The sequence below is a fragment of the Desulfovibrio desulfopostgatei genome (genome assembly GCF_053570645.1).
In genome coordinates, this window is sequence record NZ_JBRBQS010000002.1 from 703,110 (window position 1) to 724,485 (window position 21,376).

Annotated in this window: 19 protein-coding genes; 12 read left to right on the top strand and 7 right to left on the bottom strand. The window is 58.6% G+C overall.

Features of this window, described 5'->3' with window-relative positions:
* The first annotated feature begins 4 nt into the window (after window positions 1-4).
* From ACUZ9Q_RS03065 to ACUZ9Q_RS03090, 6 genes are all read left to right on the top strand, one after another.
* Complete coding sequence (locus ACUZ9Q_RS03065; protein ID WP_227118583.1) at window positions 5-1,414, top strand: lytic murein transglycosylase; 1,410 nt, start codon at window positions 5-7, stop codon at window positions 1,412-1,414.
* Between the two features lie 209 nt (window positions 1,415-1,623).
* A complete protein-coding gene (locus ACUZ9Q_RS03070; RefSeq protein ID WP_449247304.1) occupies window positions 1,624-2,286 on the top strand; it encodes an HDIG domain-containing metalloprotein in 663 nt (220 codons plus the stop codon).
* Window positions 2,249-3,163 carry a D-alanine--D-alanine ligase family protein gene (locus tag ACUZ9Q_RS03075; RefSeq protein ID WP_449247305.1) on the top strand — a complete coding sequence of 305 codons (915 nt, stop codon included), beginning with the start codon at window positions 2,249-2,251 and terminating at the stop codon, window positions 3,161-3,163. The genes ACUZ9Q_RS03070 and ACUZ9Q_RS03075 overlap by 38 nt, the downstream gene beginning before the upstream one ends.
* 39 nt (window positions 3,164-3,202) lie before the next feature.
* Complete coding sequence (locus ACUZ9Q_RS03080; RefSeq protein WP_449247306.1) at window positions 3,203-4,024, top strand: CatA-like O-acetyltransferase; 822 nt, start codon at window positions 3,203-3,205, stop codon at window positions 4,022-4,024.
* A gap of 106 nt (window positions 4,025-4,130) precedes the next feature.
* On the top strand, window positions 4,131-5,048 hold the full coding sequence (locus tag ACUZ9Q_RS03085; RefSeq protein ID WP_449247307.1) for a DMT family transporter: 918 nt from the start codon (window positions 4,131-4,133) through the stop codon (window positions 5,046-5,048).
* 440 nt (window positions 5,049-5,488) lie between these two features.
* Window positions 5,489-6,838 (top strand): alanine/glycine:cation symporter family protein, encoded by a 1,350-nt coding sequence (locus ACUZ9Q_RS03090; protein ID WP_291445764.1) that lies wholly within the window; start codon window positions 5,489-5,491, stop codon window positions 6,836-6,838.
* A 155-nt stretch (window positions 6,839-6,993) separates the two neighbouring features.
* On the opposite strand, the gene ACUZ9Q_RS03095 is transcribed toward ACUZ9Q_RS03090, so the two are convergent.
* From ACUZ9Q_RS03095 to rfbF, 4 genes are all read right to left on the bottom strand, one after another.
* Window positions 6,994-7,971 carry a prenyltransferase gene (locus tag ACUZ9Q_RS03095; protein WP_449247308.1) on the bottom strand — a complete coding sequence of 326 codons (978 nt, stop codon included), beginning with the start codon at window positions 7,969-7,971 and terminating at the stop codon, window positions 6,994-6,996.
* 1 nt (window position 7,972) lies between these two features.
* Entirely contained in the window at window positions 7,973-8,470 is a 498-nt protein-coding gene (locus tag ACUZ9Q_RS03100) for a dTDP-4-dehydrorhamnose 3,5-epimerase family protein (protein ID WP_227118589.1), read from the bottom strand.
* Window positions 8,470-9,585: a CDP-glucose 4,6-dehydratase gene (gene rfbG / locus ACUZ9Q_RS03105; protein ID WP_227118590.1), complete on the bottom strand. Its 1,116-nt coding sequence runs from the start codon at window positions 9,583-9,585 to the stop codon at window positions 8,470-8,472. Before rfbG ends, ACUZ9Q_RS03100 begins: the two co-directional genes overlap by 1 nt.
* A 124-nt stretch (window positions 9,586-9,709) precedes the next feature.
* On the bottom strand, window positions 9,710-10,474 hold the full coding sequence (rfbF, locus tag ACUZ9Q_RS03110) for a glucose-1-phosphate cytidylyltransferase (protein WP_192112505.1): 765 nt from the start codon (window positions 10,472-10,474) through the stop codon (window positions 9,710-9,712).
* 198 nt (window positions 10,475-10,672) lie between these two features.
* Here rfbF and ACUZ9Q_RS03115 point away from each other — a divergent pair, with 198 nt between their 5' ends.
* A complete protein-coding gene (locus ACUZ9Q_RS03115; RefSeq protein WP_215648743.1) occupies window positions 10,673-11,347 on the top strand; it encodes a hypothetical protein in 675 nt (224 codons plus the stop codon).
* A gap of 810 nt (window positions 11,348-12,157) precedes the next feature.
* On the opposite strand, the gene hflX is transcribed toward ACUZ9Q_RS03115, so the two are convergent.
* Complete coding sequence (hflX, locus tag ACUZ9Q_RS03120; RefSeq protein ID WP_215648745.1) at window positions 12,158-13,807, bottom strand: GTPase HflX; 1,650 nt, start codon at window positions 13,805-13,807, stop codon at window positions 12,158-12,160.
* 131 nt (window positions 13,808-13,938) lie between these two features.
* Window positions 13,939-14,526, bottom strand: coding sequence for an IMP cyclohydrolase (locus ACUZ9Q_RS03125; protein WP_449247309.1), 588 nt, complete (start codon window positions 14,524-14,526; stop codon window positions 13,939-13,941).
* Between the two features lie 164 nt (window positions 14,527-14,690).
* On the opposite strand from ACUZ9Q_RS03125, the gene ACUZ9Q_RS03130 reads away from it, so the two are divergent.
* The 5 genes from ACUZ9Q_RS03130 to ACUZ9Q_RS03150 all read left to right on the top strand — a co-directional run bounded on the left by ACUZ9Q_RS03130 (window position 14,691) and on the right by ACUZ9Q_RS03150 (window position 20,757).
* The gene (locus tag ACUZ9Q_RS03130; RefSeq protein ID WP_449247310.1) at window positions 14,691-15,497 is read left to right on the top strand and encodes an exodeoxyribonuclease III; all 807 of its coding nucleotides are present in this window, start codon (window positions 14,691-14,693) and stop codon (window positions 15,495-15,497) included.
* Window positions 15,498-16,061: 564 nt separating this feature from the next.
* Complete coding sequence (locus tag ACUZ9Q_RS03135; protein ID WP_449247311.1) at window positions 16,062-18,518, top strand: DMSO/selenate family reductase complex A subunit; 2,457 nt, start codon at window positions 16,062-16,064, stop codon at window positions 18,516-18,518.
* Between the two features lie 38 nt (window positions 18,519-18,556).
* Window positions 18,557-19,174 (top strand): DMSO/selenate family reductase complex B subunit, encoded by a 618-nt coding sequence (locus ACUZ9Q_RS03140; RefSeq protein WP_227118638.1) that lies wholly within the window; start codon window positions 18,557-18,559, stop codon window positions 19,172-19,174.
* 1 nt (window position 19,175) lies between these two features.
* The gene (locus tag ACUZ9Q_RS03145) at window positions 19,176-20,027 is read left to right on the top strand and encodes a dimethyl sulfoxide reductase anchor subunit family protein (RefSeq protein WP_192112511.1); all 852 of its coding nucleotides are present in this window, start codon (window positions 19,176-19,178) and stop codon (window positions 20,025-20,027) included.
* 46 nt (window positions 20,028-20,073) lie between these two features.
* Window positions 20,074-20,757 (top strand): TorD/DmsD family molecular chaperone, encoded by a 684-nt coding sequence (locus ACUZ9Q_RS03150; protein WP_227118640.1) that lies wholly within the window; start codon window positions 20,074-20,076, stop codon window positions 20,755-20,757.
* Window positions 20,758-20,917: 160 nt separating this feature from the next.
* On the opposite strand, the gene ACUZ9Q_RS03155 is transcribed toward ACUZ9Q_RS03150, so the two are convergent.
* Window positions 20,918-21,247, bottom strand: a complete 330-nt coding sequence (locus ACUZ9Q_RS03155) for a hypothetical protein (RefSeq protein WP_022658059.1) — start codon at window positions 21,245-21,247, stop codon at window positions 20,918-20,920.
* Between the last annotated feature and the right edge of the window lie 129 nt (window positions 21,248-21,376).

Here is a 21,376-nt window from a genome sequence, read left to right on the forward strand (position 1 = left end):
AAAAATGATGCTGCAACCGGCTTTTGCCGTTCATTCGTTTTGCCGAAGAGCCTGGTCGGTATGTGGTCTTGCGGGCTGTCTGCTGCTGTGCGCCTGTAGCGGCGCACAGACAGCGGCCTCACGCGGTGGGGACGGTATTACATCATATGATTTGCCGTCCTCTCCTGCTGCAAGCCAGCCTTCCTACAGCCCGGCTGGGGCACCCCCTGCCGCTCCGTCAAACACGGCGCAGGGCTACGCGACCCCTAATTATTCCGGCGGGTATGCGGGCGGCAGCAACGGTGCGGGCACTACGGCGGCCCCAAGCTATGGCGAGCCGCAAAGTCAGGCTCCAGGCTATGCCGCGCCAGCTCCAACATATGCGCCCTCGCCAGCGCCAACATATGCCCCGTCATATCAGCAAAGCCAGCCGCAACCAGCGGCAGGCTCCGCTGCCATCGCTCCCGCATGGCGGCCCCTGGCAGATCGGCTTGCAGCTGACGGGCTTTCCGGCCCGAGGGTGGACGCCCTGCTGGCAACACTCAGCGCCACGCCCACGCAGTCGCCCATGGGCAGAAAAATGCGTGAGCTGTATAACCGCAAATTTTTCCCCAAGCCGCCTTCCACCGCACCTGCGGCCCTGTATTACAAGGGCGTGCTGACCGATGCCAATGTGCAGTTGTGCCGTCAGTTTGTGGCGCAGAACAAGCGCGCCTTTGATCAGGCCGAGGCCCGTTTTGGCGTGCCTTCATCCATAGCTGTATCCCTGCTGTTTGTGGAAACCCGCCTTGGCAAGGTGCTGGCCGACGTGCCGGAAAACGCCTTTTACACGCTTGCCAGTATGTCGGTAACGCGTCAGCCCTCTGATATCCCTGACTGGCTGCCGCGCATGCCCGGCTATCAGGAGCACCTCGACTGGTTTGCCGAAATCATGCCCAAACGGGCGGATTGGGCCTACAAGGAAGTAAAGGCCCTGGTGGAGCACATGTTGCGCGACAATATTGATCCGCACCATCTGCCGAGTTCCATTTACGGAGCTGTGGGGCTGTGCCAGTTCATGCCCTCCAATATTGCCACGTACGGCGCGGACGGCGACGGCGATGGCAAGGTTGATCTGTTCACCATCCCCGATGCTGTGGCAAGTCTTTCCAACTATCTCGCCAAACATGGCTGGAAGCCCGGTCTGCCGCGCGCAAGGCAGCATCAGATACTTATGGCCTACAACCATGCCGCCATCTACGCCAACACCATTTTGGCCCTGTCAGACATGATCAACGGCGCGCCTTCGCCAGAGGCGTCGGCCAAGCCCGCCCCTGCCACTGCGGGCAAGCCTGCTCCGGCAAAAACTGGCAAGGCCGCTCCGGCCAAGGCTGCCAAACCTGCTGCGGCCAAACCGGCGAGCAAAGCTCCCAAGCCGGTTAAGCCCACAAACTGACGGTTTTAATTTATCGATACATCATCCCGCTGTCCTTTGGTCAGCGGGATGTTTTTTTGCCTGTGGCAAAACACGCACGGTCAGACATTAATACCGGGCTGTTGCCCGATCCGGACAGGTATGGCTGGAATCCGGGCTGCTTCTGCTGCCGATTGAATGCGACGCAGGGCAATCTTGCCATCCCTTTATTGCGGTGGCATACTTTGAGGATGAACACCAATTCCGGCGCGCAGCCCCCTCTGAAAGAAAGCAACCGGCCTCTGGCCGACCTGCCTCCCTTGCCATCGCTTTGCAGCGCGGGCGCTCTGCGGCCCGTACCCAGTGAAGCCGCATGCCTGGCCCTGTGGGACAAATACGGCATGCTGCCGAACATCCGGCGGCACTCGCTGCTGGTGGCGCACGTGGCAGCCATGCTGGCCCAGCGGGCGGCAGACAGGGGCTTTGCCGTGCGCGTTCCCGAGGTTCGCGCTGGCGGCCTTTTGCACGATATTGCCAAGACCTACTGCGTCAAGCACGGCGGCAGCCACGCGCAGGTAGGCGCGGCCTGGACTGTGGCTGAAACGGGTAATTATGCCATTGCACAGGGCGTGATGATGCATGTGTGGTGGCCGTGGGCCTTGCCGCAGGGGCCGGGAATCTGTTCACTGCCTTTTTTTGTGATCTATGCCGACAAGCGCATCAGGCATGATGCCTGCGTGACGCTTGAAGAACGCTACGAAGACCTGCTTGAGCGCTATGGCCGTACCGAGGCTGCGCGCGAGGGCATTGGCGTTGCCTACAGACAGGGAAAAAATATTGAAAACGCCCTTGAGGCGCAGCTGGGATGGGCCTTACATGAAAATTCTTTTGATTGCGGGCGGGTGGTCCACTGAGCGCGAAGTTTCGCTCAACGGGGCGCGCGCCATGCAGGAGGCGCTTGCGCAACGCGGCCATTCGGTAACGTTTTTTGACCTGCTTTCGGGCTTCGACTGCCTGCTTGAGACAGCAGCAGCGCACGATTTTGCCCTCATCAACCTGCACGGCGCACCCGGCGAGGACGGCCTTGTGCAGGCCATGCTTGAGCGGGTGGGCTGCCCATACCAGGGTTCCGGCCCTGCGGGGTCTTTTCTGGCGCTCAACAAGAGTGCTGCCAAGCAGATATTCCGGCAGGCGGGCCTGCCCACGGCAGACTGGGAATTTTTGCCTTGCGCCCCCGAGGCTGGCTGGCAGCCTCGCTTGCCCTATCCGCTCTTTGTCAAAAGCAATACGGGCGGGTCTTCGCTGCGCATGGGCCGCGCCAGCAACCGGGCCGAGCTTGACACTGTGCTGGCATCCATTTTTGCCGCTGGCGACGAGGTCATCATGGAACCCGTGCTCGCAGGGCGGGAAGTAACTTGCGGCATTCTGGGCGAGGAAGCCCTGCCGCCCATTCTTATTGAGCCTGTGGCTGGCGATTTTTTTGACTATGAAAGCAAGTACGCCAAGGACGGGGCGCGCGAGATATGCCCCGCGCCCATCAGCGAAGCGCTGACCTCCCGCGTGCAGGAGCTTGCACTTGCAGCGCACAAGGCTCTTGGCCTGAGCGGCTACAGCCGGGCCGATTTTATTCTTGGCCCGGACGACAGCCTGACCATTCTTGAGGTAAACACCCTGCCGGGCATGACGGCCACCAGCCTTGTGCCGCGCGAGGCCCGTACTGTGGGCATGGATTTTGGCCAGCTGCTTGAGCGCCTTATAGAGCTTGGCATGGCCGGGCAGGCTCGCGGCTGACAGCCTGGATTGCCGATGTCGAAGGGCAAGGGAGTTTCAATGTCTGAAGCGTTGTCCCATCCAGCCGGTTTGGGTGACCAGCGGCATAAACGACATGCGCGTTTTGTGCCCATTGATTTGGGCACATGGCCAAGACGCCAGTACTTTGACTACTATTTCAATAAAATAAAGTGCCGCTATTCCATTACGGCGCAGGTGGACATAACCGGCTTGATGCAGGCGCGCGAGGGGCGCAGGTTTTTTCCCTGCCTGCTTTATCTGCTCATGGCCGCAGTCAACGGAGAGCCGACCCCAGCAGAGAGCTGCTCCGACACACCGGCGGCGAAGGACGAACACAGCCGGAGCAGCGTGCAGATGTCCTTGCCATTGCCGGAAGGCGGCTGGCCGGGCAAGGACGTGAGCCGTACCTTTCGCCTGTCGATGGACGCGGAGGGCAATCTTGGCTGGTGGACGTTCTGTAACCCGGTTTATACGCTGTTTCATCAGAGCGATTGCAGCTTTTCTGATGTATGGAGCGAATGGACTGCGGATTTTTCCACATTTTATTCCCGCGTGCTGGAAGACATGGCACGTTATGGCGGCGCAACCGGGGTAACGGCACGCCCGGACAAGCCCGGCAACTTTTGTTCCATATCCTCGTTGCCCTGGCTTTCATTTACTTCTTTTGCACAGGATACGTACGCAGAATCCCGCATGTTTTTTCCTCTGCTGCGCGCAGGCAAACACTATGAGCAGAGCGGCAGAACGCTGCTGCCGCTGTCTGTCTGCGTACACCATGCAGTGGCTGACGGGTTTCACACCTCGTGGCTGTTCTGCCGCGTGCAACACCTCGCAAACGTGGCCAAGCTCTGGCTGCGCTGAGCGGCTGGCACTGCCACTACTCCTTTGGGCCAGCCCCTTTGCGGAATTTTTGTCACTAGCCGCCCCTGGCTCAGTGATAAACCACTTTTTTTATCCGGTTGGGTTCATGACGCACAGCAAAACTCTGACAGGTCACATGGCGGCGCTGTTCTGCATTATCGTGTGGGGCACTACATTTATTTCTACAAAGGTTCTGCTGCGCGCTTTTACGCCTGTGGAAATTCTTTTTTTCCGCTTTTTGCTGGGCTATGCGGCCTTGTGGCTTGCCTGCCCGCGCTTGCTGCGCATTACGGACAAACGGCAGGAGGTGTTGTTCGCCTTGGCTGGGCTGTGTGGCGTGACACTGTATTTTCTGCTTGAGAATATTGCCCTTACCTACACGTTTGCCTCAAATGTGGGCGTGATTGTGGCCATATCGCCATTTTTTGCGGGTTTGCTGGCCTTCTGGCTGCTGCGGGCCGAGCGTCCGGGGCTGAATTTCTTTTTGGGCTTTGTGGCTGCCATGCTGGGCATTGGCCTCATCAGCTTTAGCGGCAGCACGCAACTGCGTCTCAATCCTCTTGGGGATGTGCTTGCCGTGCTGGCCGGGCTTTCGTGGGCCGGGTATTCCATTTTGACGCGCAAGCTCATGGCCTTTGGCTATAACAGCCTGATGGTCACAAGACGCTGTTTTTTCTACGGCCTGCTGTTCATGCTGCCTTGCCTGCCGTTTATGGAATTCCATCTGGGGCTGGAGCGTCTGGAAAATCCGGTTAACAGCCTCAACCTGCTGTTTCTGGGGCTGGGGGCGTCCGCCCTGTGTTTTGTGGCCTGGACGTTTGCCATACAGCGGCTTGGTGCTGTCAAAAGCTGCGTGTACATATATCTTGTTCCCGTTGTCACGGTGATTACTGCTGTTCTGGTGCTGCATGAGCGGATTACCTGGATGGCGGCGCTTGGAACAGGCCTGACGCTGGTTGGATTGGGCATTTCTGAAATGCGCAATTTCAGCCTGATGAAAAAGGCGGAGCAGCTGGGCAAGTGACAGAAACGCGTTGTTGCGCCTCGTTGACGTACAGGTTTGGTAGCTTTCACGCGTGGGGATACGGTCGCCGTATCCCCGCTTTTCGTTGCAGTATGCTGCAACTGGCTCAAGCAACTTACTGGAAAATTGCGGACGCAGTATGCACTTTCCCAAAAAAGAGGCGGAATTCAAGTTGGTCAAGCGTGAATACCCTACAGGATAAAGCCAGGCTGTTTGAGTATTGATCTCGCAGTATATTAAAACGGGAGTTGCGGAATGACAAAAAGTCGCATATCACAACAGCCCGGCCTATTCTCATAGCGGTGATATACATTGCTATGGTGGTGAGATGCTGCTCATAATAGCCGGGACATGCCTTGCGGTGGCATGTGCGCGGAATGTGGCGTCTTATTGCAAATTTTCTTCAACTCACTAAATATTTTAAGAAAATTAGAGTGTGTATGGAAAGTCTTATTGGCGTATTGCAACAGATTCAGGAAATTGTCTGGGGCCCCCCAACCATGATCCTTCTCCTGATTACCGGGCTTTATTATACTCTCCGGTTGGGATTTCTTCAGTTTATCCATCTCCCCAAAGCCATCCGCTATATTTTTGAAAAAGAGGAAGGCAGTGTGGGCGATGTCTCCGCATTTGCTTCCCTCTGCACTGCTCTGGCCGCAACCATCGGAACAGGCAGTATCGTTGGTGTGGCCACCGCCCTGCGTGTGGGCGGGCCGGGCGCGCTCTTCTGGATGTGGGTTTCGGCTGTCCTCGGTATGGCCACAAAGTACGCTGAAGGAGTGCTGGCCATCAAATACCGCTCCATAGACGAGAATGGCGAAGTGGCTGGCGGCCCCATGTACTACATCGAGCAAGGCATGGGCAGTAAATGGAAATGGCTTGCCAAACTATTTGCTTTTTTTGGCGCAGTCACAGCCCTGATGGGCTGCGGCACATTCCCGCAGGTCAATGCGATCACGGAATCGGTCAGCAATGCCTTTAGTGTGCCGATCCCGCTGGTGGGCGCAGTTGTGACCATTGCCACCGCAGCTGTTGTTCTTGGTGGCATCAAGTCCATTTCCAGCGTGGCTGAGTTCGTTGTGCCGCTGATGGCGGCCTTTTACGTTGCTGCTTCGGCCTATGTGCTGTTCAATCAGTCGGCGGCGCTTCCCGGAGCTTTTGTTCTGGTTGTGAAGTCTGCTTTTGAGCCGACTGCCGTGGCTGGCGGCGCAACCGGTGCTGTCATAGTTTCTGTAATGACCGCCATGCGCACCGGCATTGCCCGAGGTGTGTACACCAACGAAGCCGGGCTTGGCAGCGCCCCCATTGTGGTGGCCGCAGCCAAGTCTGATTCCGGCGTGCGGCAGGGCCTGATTGCCATGACCGGCGTTTTCTTCACGACTATTGTCATCTGCACCATGACGGGGCTGGTTATTATCACCTCTGGTTTGCTGGACAGTTCAACGCTTGACGGCGGTATCCTTTCCAACGCCGCATTCAATGCTGGCATGTCTGGCGACATGGGGATGTACGTAGTCTCCATCGGGCTGGTATTCTTTTCTTTTACAACAATCATTGGCTGGAACTACTACGGCGAACGGTGCGTTGTGTATCTGACGGACGGGGTAAAATACGTAATGAGCTACAAAATACTGTATATTTTGTGCGTAGCTGTTGCCCCGTATCTGTCCATCAGGCCTATCTGGTATATGGCTGATATCACTAATGCCTGTATGGCCTTTCCCAACCTTGTGGCACTGTTGGTGCTAAGCCCCATAGTCATAGCGGAAACAAAAAAGTATTTTCAATGAGCCAAGGCTGTTCGCAGGGGATCTGAAGGCGTAAAAAAAGCCGGAAAATCTCCGGCTTGAACAGGTCTGTATGCATTTTTGAGGGCATTCCCGATTGCTGGTACAGACCGGCAACCAGGAATGCCCTTTTTCAGTTGATTGCAGCAGTGAGCGTTTTACAGCAGCACACCCAGTATCAGTGCCGCCCCGCTGATGAGATAGCATTTGCGCACCAGATGTCCGTGAGCGTCCAGCGGCAGCCAGTCGCCATCCCCGGCAAGGTGGATGCGGCGGCAAGCGGCCAGATAAAAGGGCAGGCCCGTCAGGCACAGTACAACCGGCCAGCCCGCAAGGCCCGCTGCCCACAGATTGCACAATAGCAGCCACACCAGCGGCCACCACAGGCGAAACAGCAGGAAGGATCCGGCTTTGCCCAGAGTATTGGCAAGGGTATGCTTGCCCGCCACCAGATCGGTTTCGATTTCCGGCAGGCTCTGGTAGTACAGCACCCCCGCCACCATCAGGCCCACGGGCAATGCCAGCGCGAGGCTGCAAGGCTCAAAACGGCCCAGTAGCAGGGTGGCGCTGGCGCTCACCATGATAAAGCCCATGTTCAGGCACACAAAAATTTCGCCAAGGGCGCGGTGCCCGTAGCGGATGGGCGGCGCCACGTAAAAAACGGCAGAACCCACCGCGAATACGCTCAATGCCCAGAGCGCAGGCCGCATGGCCGGGGCCAGCCCCAGAATGTGCAGGCCTCCCACGGCAAGCGTTGCCGGGGTGAGCAGAAGCAGAGCAATGGACAGTTGGCGCGGGCTGATAAGGCCGGACTGGATAACGCGTGAGCCGCCGATGTTGTCGCCGCCGTCCACGCCGAGAATATGGTCAAAGAGGTCGTTGGCCAGATTGGCAATGGTCAGGCCCATAAAGCAGCCAGCCAGCAGCAGGGCGTAGGTTGCCCACTGCCCGGGCCGGATGCCACCTTGCAGGCGAAAGGCCAGTGCCAGAGCCAGCGTAACCGGAATGGCCGCCGTAATGAAAAAAGGCGGGCGGCAGGCCTGCCACCACGCCCTTGCCTGTTGGCGGAAAGTAAGCTTTGGCGCGAGGGCAGGGCGGGGAACCCATGCCTCGCGCAAAAGATCGCCGCAGCGCATGTTATACGCCTCCTTCACTCCACGTGTAGGGGATGGAAGGGTCATCGGCGGGCAGTCGCTGCCCCTCGGTGGGATCGTGGGGGATGTCGGCGCAGTTGCAGATGAGCGCCGGGGCGTCACCCATAGCTGTAAAGCCGTACCACACGTTCACGGGGATGCGCAGCAGGCCGTAGTGTTCCGGTCTGCCCAGAGCCAGTTCGCACAAAACGCCGCGCGTTTCTGAGTCTGGCCTGTCGTCATACATCACGATTTTCAGCAGGCCGGAAGGCACGGCAAAGTGTTGGGTCTGGCGGGTGTGGCGCTTCCAGGCCTTGACGTGGCCGGGCAGCACCTCTGAAAAATAGATCTCGCCAAAGCCCTTGCTGAAGTCTGGCAACAGGGGCGAACCGGGGCGCAGCATGTGCAGCACCGGCCCGCCTTCTGTCGGAATGACCTTCAGGGGGTGCAGCAGTGCGCCTGCAATGCCAACATCCTGCGCAGTCATTTCCTCTGTATTCATTACTTTACCCACACCTGATTGCGTTGTTCGGCGGCGTTGACGTAGGCCGCGATCTGCCCAAGGGTGAAGTCGAGCATGTTCTGGGGCTGCTTGCCGTTCTGGCCCTGATAGAAGCAGTGGTACCATTCGGCAGTGTAGCGGATGGTTTCCTCAAAGGTGAGGGTGGCCTTCCAGCCCAGATGCGCCAGTGCTTTATCGCAGCAGAGCTTGAGCAGGGTGCATTCCTTCATGCCAGCCTGACCGTTCTTGTCCATTTCGCTGGTAAAGCCGGGCCAGTGCAGGGCAAGAGCGTCCACCACTTCGGCCACGGTATTGTTGACGTCTGCCGCAGGGCCGAAGTTGTAGGCCTGCCCGCGCAGGTTGAAAGGCTCGTTGAGGCCCAGCAGCAGGCGCGCGCCAAGCCACAGATAGCCGGAAAGAGGCTCCAGCACGAGCTGCCAGGGGCGCGTGGCCCATGGGCTGCGGATCTGCACCGGCTGCCCGGCGGCCCATGCGCGGGCGCAGTCGGGCACAATGCGATCCTGCGCCCAGTCGCCGCCGCCGATCACATTGCCGGCGCGCACTGTGGCGCAGGCTGGGCCATCCTTGAAAAAGCTTTCAAAATAGGAGTGGGCGATGATCTCCGCGCAGCCCTTGGAGGCGGAGTAGGGGTCGTGCCCGCCGAGGTGGTCGGTTTCGCGATAACCCCAGACCCATTCATCGTTGCGGTAGCATTTATCGGAAGTAATCATGATGACGGCCTGCACATCGGGGCAGGCGCGCACAGCCTCAAGCACGTTGAGGGTGCCCATCATGTTGGCTTCAAAGGTCAGGGCCGGGTCGTCGTACGACTTGCGCACCAGCGCCTGCGCCGCAAGGTGGAAGACCACATCGGGGCGGAACTGGCGCATGGCCTTGATCATGCTTTCGCGGTCGCGGATGTCGCCGCGCACGTCAGCCTCGAGGTGCGCGCAAAGATCCATGGCGGCGTAGTGCGAGGGAGTGGTGGGCACGCAGTCGGAAAAACCGCCGACCACTGCGCCCATCTGGGTCAGCCATGCCGCAAGCCATGAGCCTTTGAATCCCGTGTGTCCGGTTACAAAGACCCGGCGTCCTTTATATGCGTTGGCAAACATGTTGGTTCCTCGTTGGGTTTTCGCGCGTTGGCTGACGCGGAAAGGGGATGTGCAGCCTGTGAAGCAGGCTTCGGCTACGGGTAGGCCGCAGCCGAAGCTGTAAGTACGTGTTGCGGAGAGCCGTTTAGACCCAGAAGGCCTTGCCCGCGTCCCACATCTCGTTGAGCTTGATGGAGTCGCGCAGCGTGTCCATGCACTGCCACTGGCCGGGGTGCGGATACATGGAAAGCTGCCCCTCCGCCGCCAGCCGCTGCAAGGGTTCTTTTTCCAGATCGCAGGCTTCATCCTCGGTGAGGTAGTCAAGAAATTCGCGCTTGAATACGAAAAATCCGCAGTTGATAAATTCGTCCAGCACGGGCTTTTCTTCCCACGAAAGTATCTTGCCGTCGGCATCGGTGCGCACCGTACCAAAGCGCGAGGGCATGCGCACACCCGTAAAGGTGCCGATGCTGCCCGACTGCTTGTGAAATTCGATGAGCTTGTTCAGGTCGATATCGGCAACGCCGTCGCCGTAAGTAACCATAAAGCGGTCGGTGTCAATGTGCTTGGCAACGCGCTTGAGGCGGCCACCCTTTTGCGTTTCCTGCCCGGTGTCGCACAGGGTCACGCGCCAGTCCTCAATGGGATTGGGGTAGGTGGTAATGTTGCCGCTCTTGAGGTCAACCGTAAAATCCGTATTGCGGATGTTGTAGTCGTGGAAATACTGCTTGATGACCTCGCCCTTGTAACCAAGGGGCAGGATAAAATCCTTGAAGCCAAAGCGCGCATAGATGGACATGATGTGCCAGAGCACGGGCCGTCCGCCGATCTCGACCATGGGCTTGGGTTTGACCGAGGTTTCTTCGCGCAGACGAGTACCCTTGCCGCCGCACATGATGATGACTTTCATTCTAAGCCTCCTGCCGCCGCGTTTCATGGCTTGTTCCGTTCGCGGCGTGTGGCCCATGTGTAGCAGAAGGGCGAGAGGAAAAAAAGCCCCGCAAGCGGGCTTGGGCCGCCGGGATGCACTTTGCATTTGCGCCTGCACGGCGTAGAATAAGCAAAGCGCATTCAAACCCAAACTTTTTTGTGCGCAAGAGAGGTAGTTATGAAGTTGTTTCGCCGTGGTTTGCTGTTGCCGCTGGTATTGCTATTGGGCGCGCTGGTTGCGGCCTGCGTTACTTCCGGCCCTCAGAAGGCGCTGAACGACGTGGCCGACGCCCTGAACAAAAATGACGGCGCGGCCTTTCTGGCGCAAATTGACATGAAGCCTTTTGCAACCAACCAGATAAAAAATATGACGCGCGAAGATCAGGCGCTCAACGCCCTGGATTCCATGGGGCGTTTGCTCGGGCTGGGCGGTATGGAAGACCTTTTGGGCAGCGTTGTGGATATGCAGGCGCGCCTGCAGAAGCAGTATATGCGCGGTGTGAGCACGGGCGAGCTGGTGGCACAGTGCGGCAAGGCTGACACCCCTGACTGCCCGTGGGTGCCTGAGAGCCTGAAGGCCGCCAAGATTACCGAGCTTGGGGCCGACGCGGCGGTGGCGCAGGTGACTACGCCTGCCCGCATGACCAGTTGGCTTGCCCTGCGCAAGGTGGGCGAGAAGTGGCTGGTGGTTGGGCAGGCCGTGATGGAAAGCACTGCCAGGGAATATGCTTTGCAGAAGGCCCCGGCGGCTCCTGAAAAGCCTGCGCCGATTGCACCCACGCCCAAGGAAGCGCCGGAGAAAACCCCTGTGCCGGGGAATCGCGCTGACAAGGATGGCGTAACGAAGATTTAGGGTGATTTTGCGAGCGCATTGGGTGAAGCAAGAGGGTTTTGGCGGCGGGGTGAGCCTGTCAGGCTGATTTACGCAAACCCGACTTTTGCACCCTGAATGCGTCAGCGCCGGGATTTTGATGCTCACGTACTTGGGTACGCTGCGCCAAAATTCCGGCGCTTCCTTTTCAGACCGCAAGACGCGTATTTTGCAAATTAGCCCAACACCAGCCATCGCCCTCGCTTCGCTCTGGCGAGTTTAAGGAAGGTAACTCCACGACCATCTCCTGATGGAGGGCTTTTTTTCTGACTAGTAAATTTTCTGTCTGACCATGGTTGAATGGTAACGGGTACCACCGCAAGTATCGCGAAGATTTTGCAGATCTCTTTGTTTGCTATTTGGATTTGTCTAAGTTTTATGCAGGCAGAGTACCACGGGGCAAAGAGCGAAGTATTTTCTAGTTAGTCCAAGAACTGAGGGATGTTGGCTGAAGCGGAATACCATTCAAAGCGGAAGCGCCTTCTGGCATAAACGCGGCGCGGAGGGAGATCACCTGAGCGAGAGCAGCGAGCGAGGGAAGCTCCCGCAGCTAGGCCGCGTTGCCCTCGCCACGCTAAGGAAGTTGAAAGCCCTCTTAGGGGGTGCTTCGGGGGGGATGCAAGGGGGGCCGCGAAGGGGGCGTAGCCCCATAACCGGCCCCACCTTGCCGCGCGCCGCGCAGGCGTCCCAAGCTCCGCCTGAGGGCGGAATCCAGTGCCCGAAGGGCAGTAAAGATTAAAGGCTCATCCCACGCCGGGGAGGCGAAATCGCCGCCTCGCAGGCAGCTCCCCCCTAGTTCAATACTGTCGGCGCATCAGTCGCCACCATACTTGCAGGATGCCGCAGCAATAAAAGCTCCAGCTCTTCCAGCAAGGCCTTGCAGCCCTCGCCGTTCTTGGCGGAAATCGTCAACGCATGGGGAAAGGCATCCGCCAGTTCAGCGCGGGCCGGGGCTTCCAGCTGATCCCACTTGTTCAGAATCATCAGCCTCGGCATGCGATCCAGTTCCATCTCGGCAAGGATGGTTTCCACAGCGCTTATCTGCTGCAAAAGGTCAGGATGCGAAGCATCGGCAACGTGCAGTAAAAGATCCGCCGCTTCCAGCTCCTCAAGGGTTGCGCGAAAGGCGTCCATCAGCTCCTTGGGCAAATTGCGGATAAAGCCCACGGTGTCGGCCATGATGATTTCTTTTTCCGCAGGGAAGCGCAGCCGTCGGGTGGTGGGGTCAAGCGTGGCGAAGAGTTTGTTCTCTGCCAGCACTTCCGAGCGGGTAAGCGTGTTGAGCAGGGTGGACTTGCCCGCATTGGTGTAGCCCACAAGCGCCGCCAGCGGGATGCCCTGACGTGAGCGCCGGGCGCGGGTGAACGAGCGCTGCCGCCGCAACTGGTCAAGCTCTTTGCGGATGCGGGCCATGCGCTCGCGGATTTTGCGGCGGTCGGTCTCCAGCTTGGTTTCGCCGGGGCCGCGCCCGCCAATGCCGCCCATGAGGCGGTCCATGGCGCGGTTTCTGCCCACAAGGCGCGGCTGGGTATAGCGCAACTGGGCCAGTTCCACCTGGAGCTTGCCCGCGCGGCTCACCGCATGCTGGGCAAAAATATCCAGAATAAGCTGGGTGCGGTCAATGACCTTGCGCTCGGTGATGTCGGCCAGATTGTGCAACTGTGCGGGCGAAAGCTCGCCGTCAAAAACCATCATGCCAGCGCGGCCTTGCAGGGCCAGCACTTCAAGCTCTGCCACCTTGCCCTTGCCCATGATGAGGCGGGGGTTGATCTGCGCCACGCGCTGCACCATGCGCCCAGCAACGGTCAGGCCTGCGGTGCGGGCCAGTTCCGCCAGTTCGTCCAGATTGCGTTCCTGAATGATGCGCGGCTGCGTACCTACAGAAACCAGCATGGCGCGGGGGGTGTCGTCGGCTTCGCGGGCGTCCTCTGCCTTGCGGGCAAGCTCTTCTTCCAGAGCTTCGGCGGTGGCAACAAACTGCGATTCCGTGCGATCCCAGGGCTGGGGCGTATCAAGATGATAGGGCTGGCTGCCCGAAGGATTGGGCAAAAGATGGGCCGCCTGCCATTGCACAGGTTCGCCAACCGGGTTCACGGTGAGCGCCACCACGGCATCGAGCCGCAGAAAGAGCATGTCCATCAGGTCTTCCTGACTGATGCCGCCGGGGGAAAGGTGGGTGTGCAGCAGGCGCAGGCCGCGCAGGCGTTCCTGCCCGCTGCGCCCGCGCGGCAGTTCGGGAATCATGATGCTGCCCGCCTCGCCCACAATAACCATCTGCACCCGGCCCTTGCGGTCAATAAGCAGGCCCAGTTGCCGCCCCACGGCGCGTGAAAGCAGGGAGAGTTCCCGGGCCTGGTCAACGGTGTAGACTTCTTCCGCCGGGAAACGGCGGTTGAACAGGCGGGTGAGTGCTGCAAGCTGGCTCGGCTTGAGCCCTTGCACGTTACCTTCTGGCTTTGGGATGGGAAGCTCCTGAACGAAAAAATGTTAAACCGCACCCGCAACCACTGTACCTCAAAAGGGGCAGGGCTGCGGGTGCGTGAACAAATGCGGTGAGTGGGCTGTGTACAAGCCTAGGGACGCAGATACGAGGTGATCAGGGCATCGTAGCGCGAGGTTGCCTCAAAAGCACGCGATGCCATAACCTGCCGGAACTCAAGGCCCACTGTGGTATCTTTTTCCATTTCTTCCATGGCGGCGGTGTACCACTGCGGCGAGGGCAGCACCAGGATGCTGTGGAAGTTCTTGGCCGCAGCGCGCAGCATGCAGGGGCCGCCGATGTCAATTTCCTCCACGGCCTGCTCAAGCGAGAGGTGGCGTTCCACCGCGCCCGCAAAGTCGTAAAGGTTGACGCAGACAAGCTCAAAGGGGCGAATGCCCTTTTCTGACAGGGTCTGCATGTGCTGCGGCTCGTCCTTGTTGGCCAGAATGCCCGCATGAATCTTGGGGTGCAGGGTTTTGACCCGGCCACCCAAAATCTCGGGGAATCCTGTGACGGTGCTTACTGCGGTGACGGACAGCCCGGCCGCCTCAAGGGCCTTCTGGGTGCCGCCGGTAGAGATAAGCTCCACCCCCCGCGAGGTAAGAAACGTGGCAAACTCCACAAGGCCGCTTTTGTCCGTAACGCTCAGAATAGCGCGACGAATTGGCAAAATATCCATAAGCGACTCCTTGAAAAATGTCCCGAAAAGGGTTTGGCGGCGTATATACGCCCACATTCTTGATACTGCAAAAAGCCCGTTCTGGCAATGCGTTGCAGACAAAGCCCTCCCTGAGGCCCCTTGCCCGCAAAACAAGGCAAGGCTATGCTGCGGCAGGAGGACGTATGCAGCTCAAGCTTGTTTCATGGAATGTCAATGGTCTGCGCGCCGTGGCGGGCAAGCCCGAATGGGAATGGTTTTCGCGCACCGAAGCGCAGGTTGTGGCCTTGCAGGAAACCAAGGCCCATCCCGACCAGTTGAGTGAAGACGTGCGCGATCCTGACGGCTGGGAATCGCACTGGTCGTGGAGCACGGTTAAAAAGGGATACTCGGGCGTGGCGGTGTTCAGCAAGATACCTTCGCTGAATGTAAGCATGGAGCTGCCCCAGCCGGAATTTCAGGGCGAGGGACGTCTGCTGCATCTGGAGTATCCACAGTTCCATTTTTTCAATGGCTATTTCCCCAACGGCGGCGCGGAAGAACTGGACGACAATGGCAAGCCCACGGGCCGTTTCAAGCGTGTGCCTTATAAAATGGGCTTTTTCGACGCCTTTCTCGCCTATGCGGAAGAATGCCGCAAGAGCAAGCCCATTGTGGTTTGCGGGGATTTTAATATAGCGCACAGGCCCATTGACCTTGCGCGTCCCAAACAGAACGAAAAATACACGGGCTTTTTGCCTGAAGAGCGCGCCTTTCTGGATCGCTTTACGGCTATGGGCTATGTGGACACCTTCCGTCATGTGCATGGCGACAAGGCAGACAGCTATTCCTGGTGGTCGTACAAGAGCCGCGCGCGGGAAAAGAACGTGGGCTGGCGTATCGACTATTTCTTTGTATCGCAGGAGCTTGTGCCTGCTGTGCGCGACGCCTGGATTGAAACGGACGTGTTTGGTTCAGACCACTGCCCTGTGGGGTTGTGCCTGGAATTCTAAGTACGCAAGTCATGTCTATGCAGCCGGGCTGGAATCGCTTGATTCCAGCCCGGCTTTTTTCCCCCTGATGCCAGCACATTGATGCGCGGCAATCCTGTGCTGGGTAAATCATGTGCCAACCACAAGCATCAATCATAAACTGCTTATGTATGGCTGGGCGTGCTGATCCAGCATCTTTCCGTGATACGCAAAGTCATCCAACACGCCGAAGTTGAAGCTGATTCTTGCGGTATTGCCTTCCTGCAAAAGGGGGCGTAACAGTATCGCTTGTGGCAATGAGCGTGAATATTGCGGTTTCCAACCGCGCAATAGCCTGAATAACGTTCAAAGAACAGCAGATCCCCACTTTTGAGGCGCTCCGTCAGCCGGAGCGCGCCCGCCAGGAACCATCGCCCACCTCGTGGATTTTGTCCGATACTCCTGAGTGCCAATACGTGGCCTATGTCCTTTTGATTCAGCCCTGCCTTCACCTGCTCTTGGGTTTGCCCCTACTCTGATTTCCCCCTCCTGTCCCGGAGGGGAAAGGTTACCTTGCCGCGTCTGCGGCGCAGAATGAGGATTGTGATGAAAAAATATTCCGACTCCACCCCGCCTTTGCTCGCGCACAGGGAAGTGACCCGGCGCGAGGTTCTCAAGTGGTGTACCGCGCTTGGCGGCGCATCCCTTTTGCCATTGGGCGGTGGTTTGCCCCTTGGCCTGGCCCGTGCAGCCACCCAGCCGCCGTATGGCGCGGGCGAGCAGTGCTTTTACTCCGGCTGCGTGGTGAACTGCGGTTCGCAGTGTACGCTGCGCGCCTTTGTCAAAGATGGACGCGTTACGCGCGTTGAAACCGACAATTCCGATGACGGCCCCAACAACAGGGCCATCCGCGCCTGCCTGCGCGGGCGCTCCATGCGCAAATACACCTATTCCCCTGACCGCATTAAGTACCCCATGCGGCGCGTACCCGGCGCCAAGCGCGGCGAGGGGAAATTTGAGCGCATTTCATGGGACGAAGCGCTGGACACGGTAGCCAAGGAATGGGTACGCGTACTGAACACCTACGGGCCGGAGTCCATCCACCGCATGTATGGCTCGGGCACAACGTCCAGCGGCATGACGCGCCGCAACGAATTTTTCAGGCTTGCCAATATGCTTGGCGGGCATCTGGACGAATACGGCACATACAGCACGGCCCAGATTTCAGCCGCCATTCCATATCTCTACGGAATCAATGCGGGCAATACCATCAATGACATGGCTAACTCAAAGCTCATTGTCATGTTTGGCTGCAACATTCTTGAAACCCGCCAGAGCGGCGGCGGCCTTTCTTATGAGCTGTTTGAAGCCAGAAAAAAAGGCAATGCCCGCATCATCATGGTTGATCCCCGGTATTCGGATTCCATGGCCAAGCTGGGGGACGAATGGGTGCCCATCCGCCCCGGTTCTGACGGCGCGCTTATCGCGGCCATTGCCTATGTGCTCATGAACGAAGGGCTGGTTGACCAGCAGTTTGTGGACACCCACTGCCTTGGTTTTGACGAGGAGCACATGCCCGAGGGCGTGCCCGCAGGCAACAGCTACCGCGCGTACATCATGGGCGAAGGCCCGGATAAAACGGTGAAAACGCCGCAATGGGCGGAAACCATCACCGGGTATCCGGCGGAAAAAATCATCCGCCTTGCCCGCGAGATCGGCTCCACCAAGCCCTGCTGCGTCATTCAGGGTTGGGGGCCGCAGCGCCACGCCAACGGCGACACCATGTCCCGTTCCATTGCCATGCTTGCCATCCTTACCGGCAACGTGGGCATTGCCGGGGGCGGTTCCGGCAGTGCGGAAAGCGTGAGCCAGATTGGTTTTCCGCGCATGCCCGAAGGCACTAATCCGGTCAAGACGCGCATTTCTTTCTACACCTGGGTCAACGCCATTGACGACTACACCCAGGTGACGGCCAAAAAGATGGGCCTGCGCAACAAGGAAAAGCTGGATCACGGCATCAAGTTTTTGTGGAACAGCTCTGGCAATGCCCTCATCAACCAGCATTCGGACATCAACGGCACCCGCAAGATTCTTGAAGATGAAAGCAAGTGCGAGTGCATTGTGGTGGTGGAAAACCGCATGACGGCTTCGGCAAAATTTGCGGATATCCTCCTGCCTTCCGTGACGCCGCTGGAACAGGACGACATCATCCAGCAGGGCTATCAGGTGGATCAGAGCTCCCTGCTCATTGCCCGCAAGGCCATTGAACCTCTGTTCGAGACCCGGTCGCAGTATGATATCTGCGCGGCCCTGAGCGAAAAAATCGGCAAGCTTCTGGGCCAGCCCGATCTGGCGGCAAAATATACCGAGGGCCGCAGCCAGCTTGACTGGGTGAAGCACCTGTACGCCCAGGCACGCGCCAAAAAGCCGGAACTGCCGGAATCCTTTGATGAAGCTTCAAAGATCGGCCTGTTCAAGTGGTTCCCCATGCCGCAAAAGGTTGCCTTCAAGGCTTTTCGCGACGATCCGGCGGCCAATCCGCTCAAGACGCCTTCGGGCAAGATCGAAATATTTTCCAAGCGCCTGTGGGATTTGAACCAGACTTGGGAACTGCCCGAGGGCGATGCTATTTACGCCATACCCGTGCATGAAAAAACATGGAAAGGCCCGTGCGATTACGAAGGAATGAAAAAGCATCCCTTCCAGCTTATCGGCCACCACTACAAGGGGCGCGCGCATTCAAGCTATGCCAACATCCCCTGGCTTGAGCAGGTTGCCCCGCAGCAGCTCTGGATGAACGAGGCCGATGCGGCGCAGCGCGGCATCAGGCACGATGACGTGGTCAAGGTGTTCAACGATCGCGGAGCAGTGGTCGTGCGGGTCAAGGTGACGCCGCGCATCATGCCCGGTGTGCTCAGCCTGCCGCAGGGCGCATGGTACACCCCGGACAAAAACGGTGTGGATCAGGGCGGGTGCATCAACACCCTGACAAAAACGCACATGACCCCCTTGGCCAAGGGCAATCCGCAGCACACCAATCTTGTGGATGTGGTTAAAATCTAGCCTGTTGCGCGGAACTGTCTGCATTGAGGAGATTTATTGTGAAACAGCCGGCTTTTTATATAGATATGACAGCCTGTACGGGCTGCAAAACATGCATGGTGGCCTGCATAGACGGCCATGACCTGCCCCAGGGCGTCATGTGGCGGCGCGTGGCGGAGTACACGGGCGGCAAGTGGGTGCGCCGTGCCAACGGCACGTATGACCAGAATGTGTTTTCCTACTATACATCCGTCAGTTGCAACCACTGCCAGAACCCCGTGTGCGTGAAGGTTTGCCCCACCACGGCCATGCACAAGGACGAGCAGGGCATTGTGAGCGTGGACCCCGACAAGTGCGTGGGGTGCCGCTATTGCGAGTGGAACTGCCCTTATTCCGCCCCCCAGTATAACAAGCAGTCGGGCAGAATGACCAAGTGCGATTTCTGCAAGGACAGGCTGGCAGCCGGTCTCAAACCCCTGTGCGTGGAAGCCTGCCCCATGCGGGCCATCCACTTTGGCGAATATGAAGACCTGAAAAAGCAGTTCGGCGATGCCGTGCATGTGGCTCCGCTGCCGGAACAGAGCGTGACCTCCCCCTGTCTTGTGATTACGCCGCCCCACAATGCGCAGCCAGTGGGCAGCAACATGGGCAGCATCCGTAATCCGGAGGAGATGTAGCATGGAGTATCTTCAGGAATTTCCGCTGGTATTCTTTACCTTGCTGGTGCAGATGGCCGTAGGCATGGTGCTGGTGGGCAAGTGCGTGCTTGGCAACGAAGCCGACCGCGCACTGCGCGAAGGTGTGCGGCGGCAGAATGTGGCGGCGCTGCTTCTGTTTGCCGTGGCCGTGATCATCAGTTTTGTGCATCTGGGTACGCCCCTGCATGCGCCCTTTACCCTGCTGCACGTGACGCAGTCGTGGCTCAGCCGCGAAATCCTCATGATCGGCCTTATGGGTCTTGCCCTGTTGTGGCTGGTGCTGGTTGGGCGCAAAAAGCATGCGGTGGATGGCGAGAAAAAAGCCATGATCGTGGCGGGCCTGTGCGGTATTGCGCTGCTGTTCGTCATGAGCTGCGTTTACAATCAGTCCACAATGCCCGGCTGGAGCAACTGGAGCGTTTTTACGGCCTTTCTTGCTTCCATGTGCCTGCTTGGGGGATCCTGGCATGGTGTGGTGCTGAGCCTGCGCAAGGAAGGCGCGCCCGTGCGCGCACTGGGCCCCTGCCTTGTGTGGGCGGTACTGGGCCTTGTGCTTATGGCCGTGAGCCTGCCGCTGGCCATGCCCGAGCAGTCTGCCTTCGTCAATCCGGTTTCCCGTCTGCTGCCTCCGGCGTGCATTGCATGGTCGCACGGCTTGCACGCCCTGGCATCTGGTCTGGGCGTTGTGCTGCTGGCACTGGCTGCGGCCCGTGGCATGCAGGGCAAAGGATTTCGCCCGGCTCTGACGGTTCCCGCATTTCTCCTGATTGTTCTGGGCGAAGTGTTCGGGCGGCTTGTGTTCTATCTTTCCTATTCACGCCTGGGCATGTAGGCACGGCAAACTCTACGGGGGCCGTCTGGCCCCCGCATCATTACATATGGAACAGGAAAAGTTGACGCAATATGTTGTGGCCTTGCAGTTCTGCAGCCGCATTTTCCAGAATTCGCCGGATGAAGACCTGCTGCGCGGCGTCATTGGCGGCGGGCTTTTGCAAGGATTTGGCGCTTGGGCCTGTTTCAGGCCTTCAGAACTGGCTGAAAAGCTGTGGAATGGGGTTCTTGATCCAAAGGGCCACGCTGCCGCCCTTGCGGCAGCCTATCCGGCAGAGGCGGCGCAGGATTCCTGCCGCGCATTGTATCTGGATCTGCACATGGATCATCTGGCCCTGTTTTCCGGGCCGCAGCCTGCCGCTGCGCCGTGGGAATCCGTGTGGCGGGAGAAGGATCGCCTGCTTTTTGGCCGCAGAACGCAGGAAGTGCGCGACTGCTACAGGGAGTGGGGCCTAGCCGCAGAACGGGACGGGCACGAGCCCGAGGACCATCTGGGGCTGGAACTGGCCTTCATTCTTTTTCTTGTGCAGAACATGGGCGGGGCCGTTGCCTCAAGCCAGGGGCAATCCCCGAAGGCGGCATTGGCGGCTTTTATGGACGGGCACATTCTGGCCTGGGCCGGAGACTGCCTGAAAAAAACTTCGGAATGCGCCAGTACTGTGTTTTACCGCGAAATGTCGGCTCTTTGTTGCCTGCTGCTCGGAAACGTGCGGGCACTCGTTCAGGAATAGCCTGTACAGCGCACGCCAAAAGGTTTTTGACCAACAAAAGCCGTTCCTTGCCGAAAAAGGCGGGAACGGCTTTTGTTTGAGCAATCTGCCATCAGGCGAAATACAGGGTTGAGCAATTCTCGTTAGAAATTGCTCCGCCGAGGGCGAGGGCAGCTCCGGTCTAGTCCAGCAGGCCCAGCAAACGCGCAACGCGCTGTTCGTTCAGGCCGCTGTGCACCTGCACAAGATCCTGACTGTGCTGCATGGCTTCCTGCTCCACCTGGGCAAGGGCCTGACGCATTTCGTCAGAATTGAGCATGTGCGGGGTGCCGGGAACAGTCTGTTCCAGAACCGGCGCGGCAGAGGTGCTGACGTCATCGTCAGCGGGCGCTGCCGGGGCCGCTGGGGTACTTTCTGCCCTGTTCACGGGCAGCATGGAGTTGACCCTTTCCTGAAAGGTAGGAAAAACAGGCCCCAGATCATTATTGCGAAAACGGAATTCCAGTTCCATCGGGCTTCTCCTCAGGCTTGACGCAGTGCTGCGTCATTGCACTCGCGCTTGAGCGCGCGGCGGCCATGTGGAAAAATTGACCGCCTGTTGGTATTGCCCGAAAATATGCAAATATCAGGCCGTTGTGCG

Coding starts and splice junctions, on each gene's coding strand:
- ACUZ9Q_RS03065 (WP_227118583.1), top strand. CDS start 5: ATGATGCTGCAACCGGCTTTTGCCGTTCATTCGTTTTGCCGAAGAGCC.
- ACUZ9Q_RS03070 (WP_449247304.1), top strand. CDS start 1,624: ATGAACACCAATTCCGGCGCGCAGCCCCCTCTGAAAGAAAGCAACCGG.
- ACUZ9Q_RS03075 (WP_449247305.1), top strand. CDS start 2,249: ATGAAAATTCTTTTGATTGCGGGCGGGTGGTCCACTGAGCGCGAAGTT.
- ACUZ9Q_RS03080 (WP_449247306.1), top strand. CDS start 3,203: ATGTCTGAAGCGTTGTCCCATCCAGCCGGTTTGGGTGACCAGCGGCAT.
- ACUZ9Q_RS03085 (WP_449247307.1), top strand. CDS start 4,131: ATGACGCACAGCAAAACTCTGACAGGTCACATGGCGGCGCTGTTCTGC.
- ACUZ9Q_RS03090 (WP_291445764.1), top strand. CDS start 5,489: ATGGAAAGTCTTATTGGCGTATTGCAACAGATTCAGGAAATTGTCTGG.
- ACUZ9Q_RS03095 (WP_449247308.1), bottom strand. CDS start 7,971: ATGCGCTGCGGCGATCTTTTGCGCGAGGCATGGGTTCCCCGCCCTGCC.
- ACUZ9Q_RS03100 (WP_227118589.1), bottom strand. CDS start 8,470: ATGAATACAGAGGAAATGACTGCGCAGGATGTTGGCATTGCAGGCGCA.
- rfbG (WP_227118590.1), bottom strand. CDS start 9,585: ATGTTTGCCAACGCATATAAAGGACGCCGGGTCTTTGTAACCGGACAC.
- rfbF (WP_192112505.1), bottom strand. CDS start 10,474: ATGAAAGTCATCATCATGTGCGGCGGCAAGGGTACTCGTCTGCGCGAA.
- ACUZ9Q_RS03115 (WP_215648743.1), top strand. CDS start 10,673: ATGAAGTTGTTTCGCCGTGGTTTGCTGTTGCCGCTGGTATTGCTATTG.
- ACUZ9Q_RS03125 (WP_449247309.1), bottom strand. CDS start 14,526: ATGGATATTTTGCCAATTCGTCGCGCTATTCTGAGCGTTACGGACAAA.
- ACUZ9Q_RS03130 (WP_449247310.1), top strand. CDS start 14,691: ATGCAGCTCAAGCTTGTTTCATGGAATGTCAATGGTCTGCGCGCCGTG.
- ACUZ9Q_RS03135 (WP_449247311.1), top strand. CDS start 16,062: ATGAAAAAATATTCCGACTCCACCCCGCCTTTGCTCGCGCACAGGGAA.
- ACUZ9Q_RS03145 (WP_192112511.1), top strand. CDS start 19,176: ATGGAGTATCTTCAGGAATTTCCGCTGGTATTCTTTACCTTGCTGGTG.
- ACUZ9Q_RS03150 (WP_227118640.1), top strand. CDS start 20,074: ATGGAACAGGAAAAGTTGACGCAATATGTTGTGGCCTTGCAGTTCTGC.
- ACUZ9Q_RS03155 (WP_022658059.1), bottom strand. CDS start 21,247: ATGGAACTGGAATTCCGTTTTCGCAATAATGATCTGGGGCCTGTTTTT.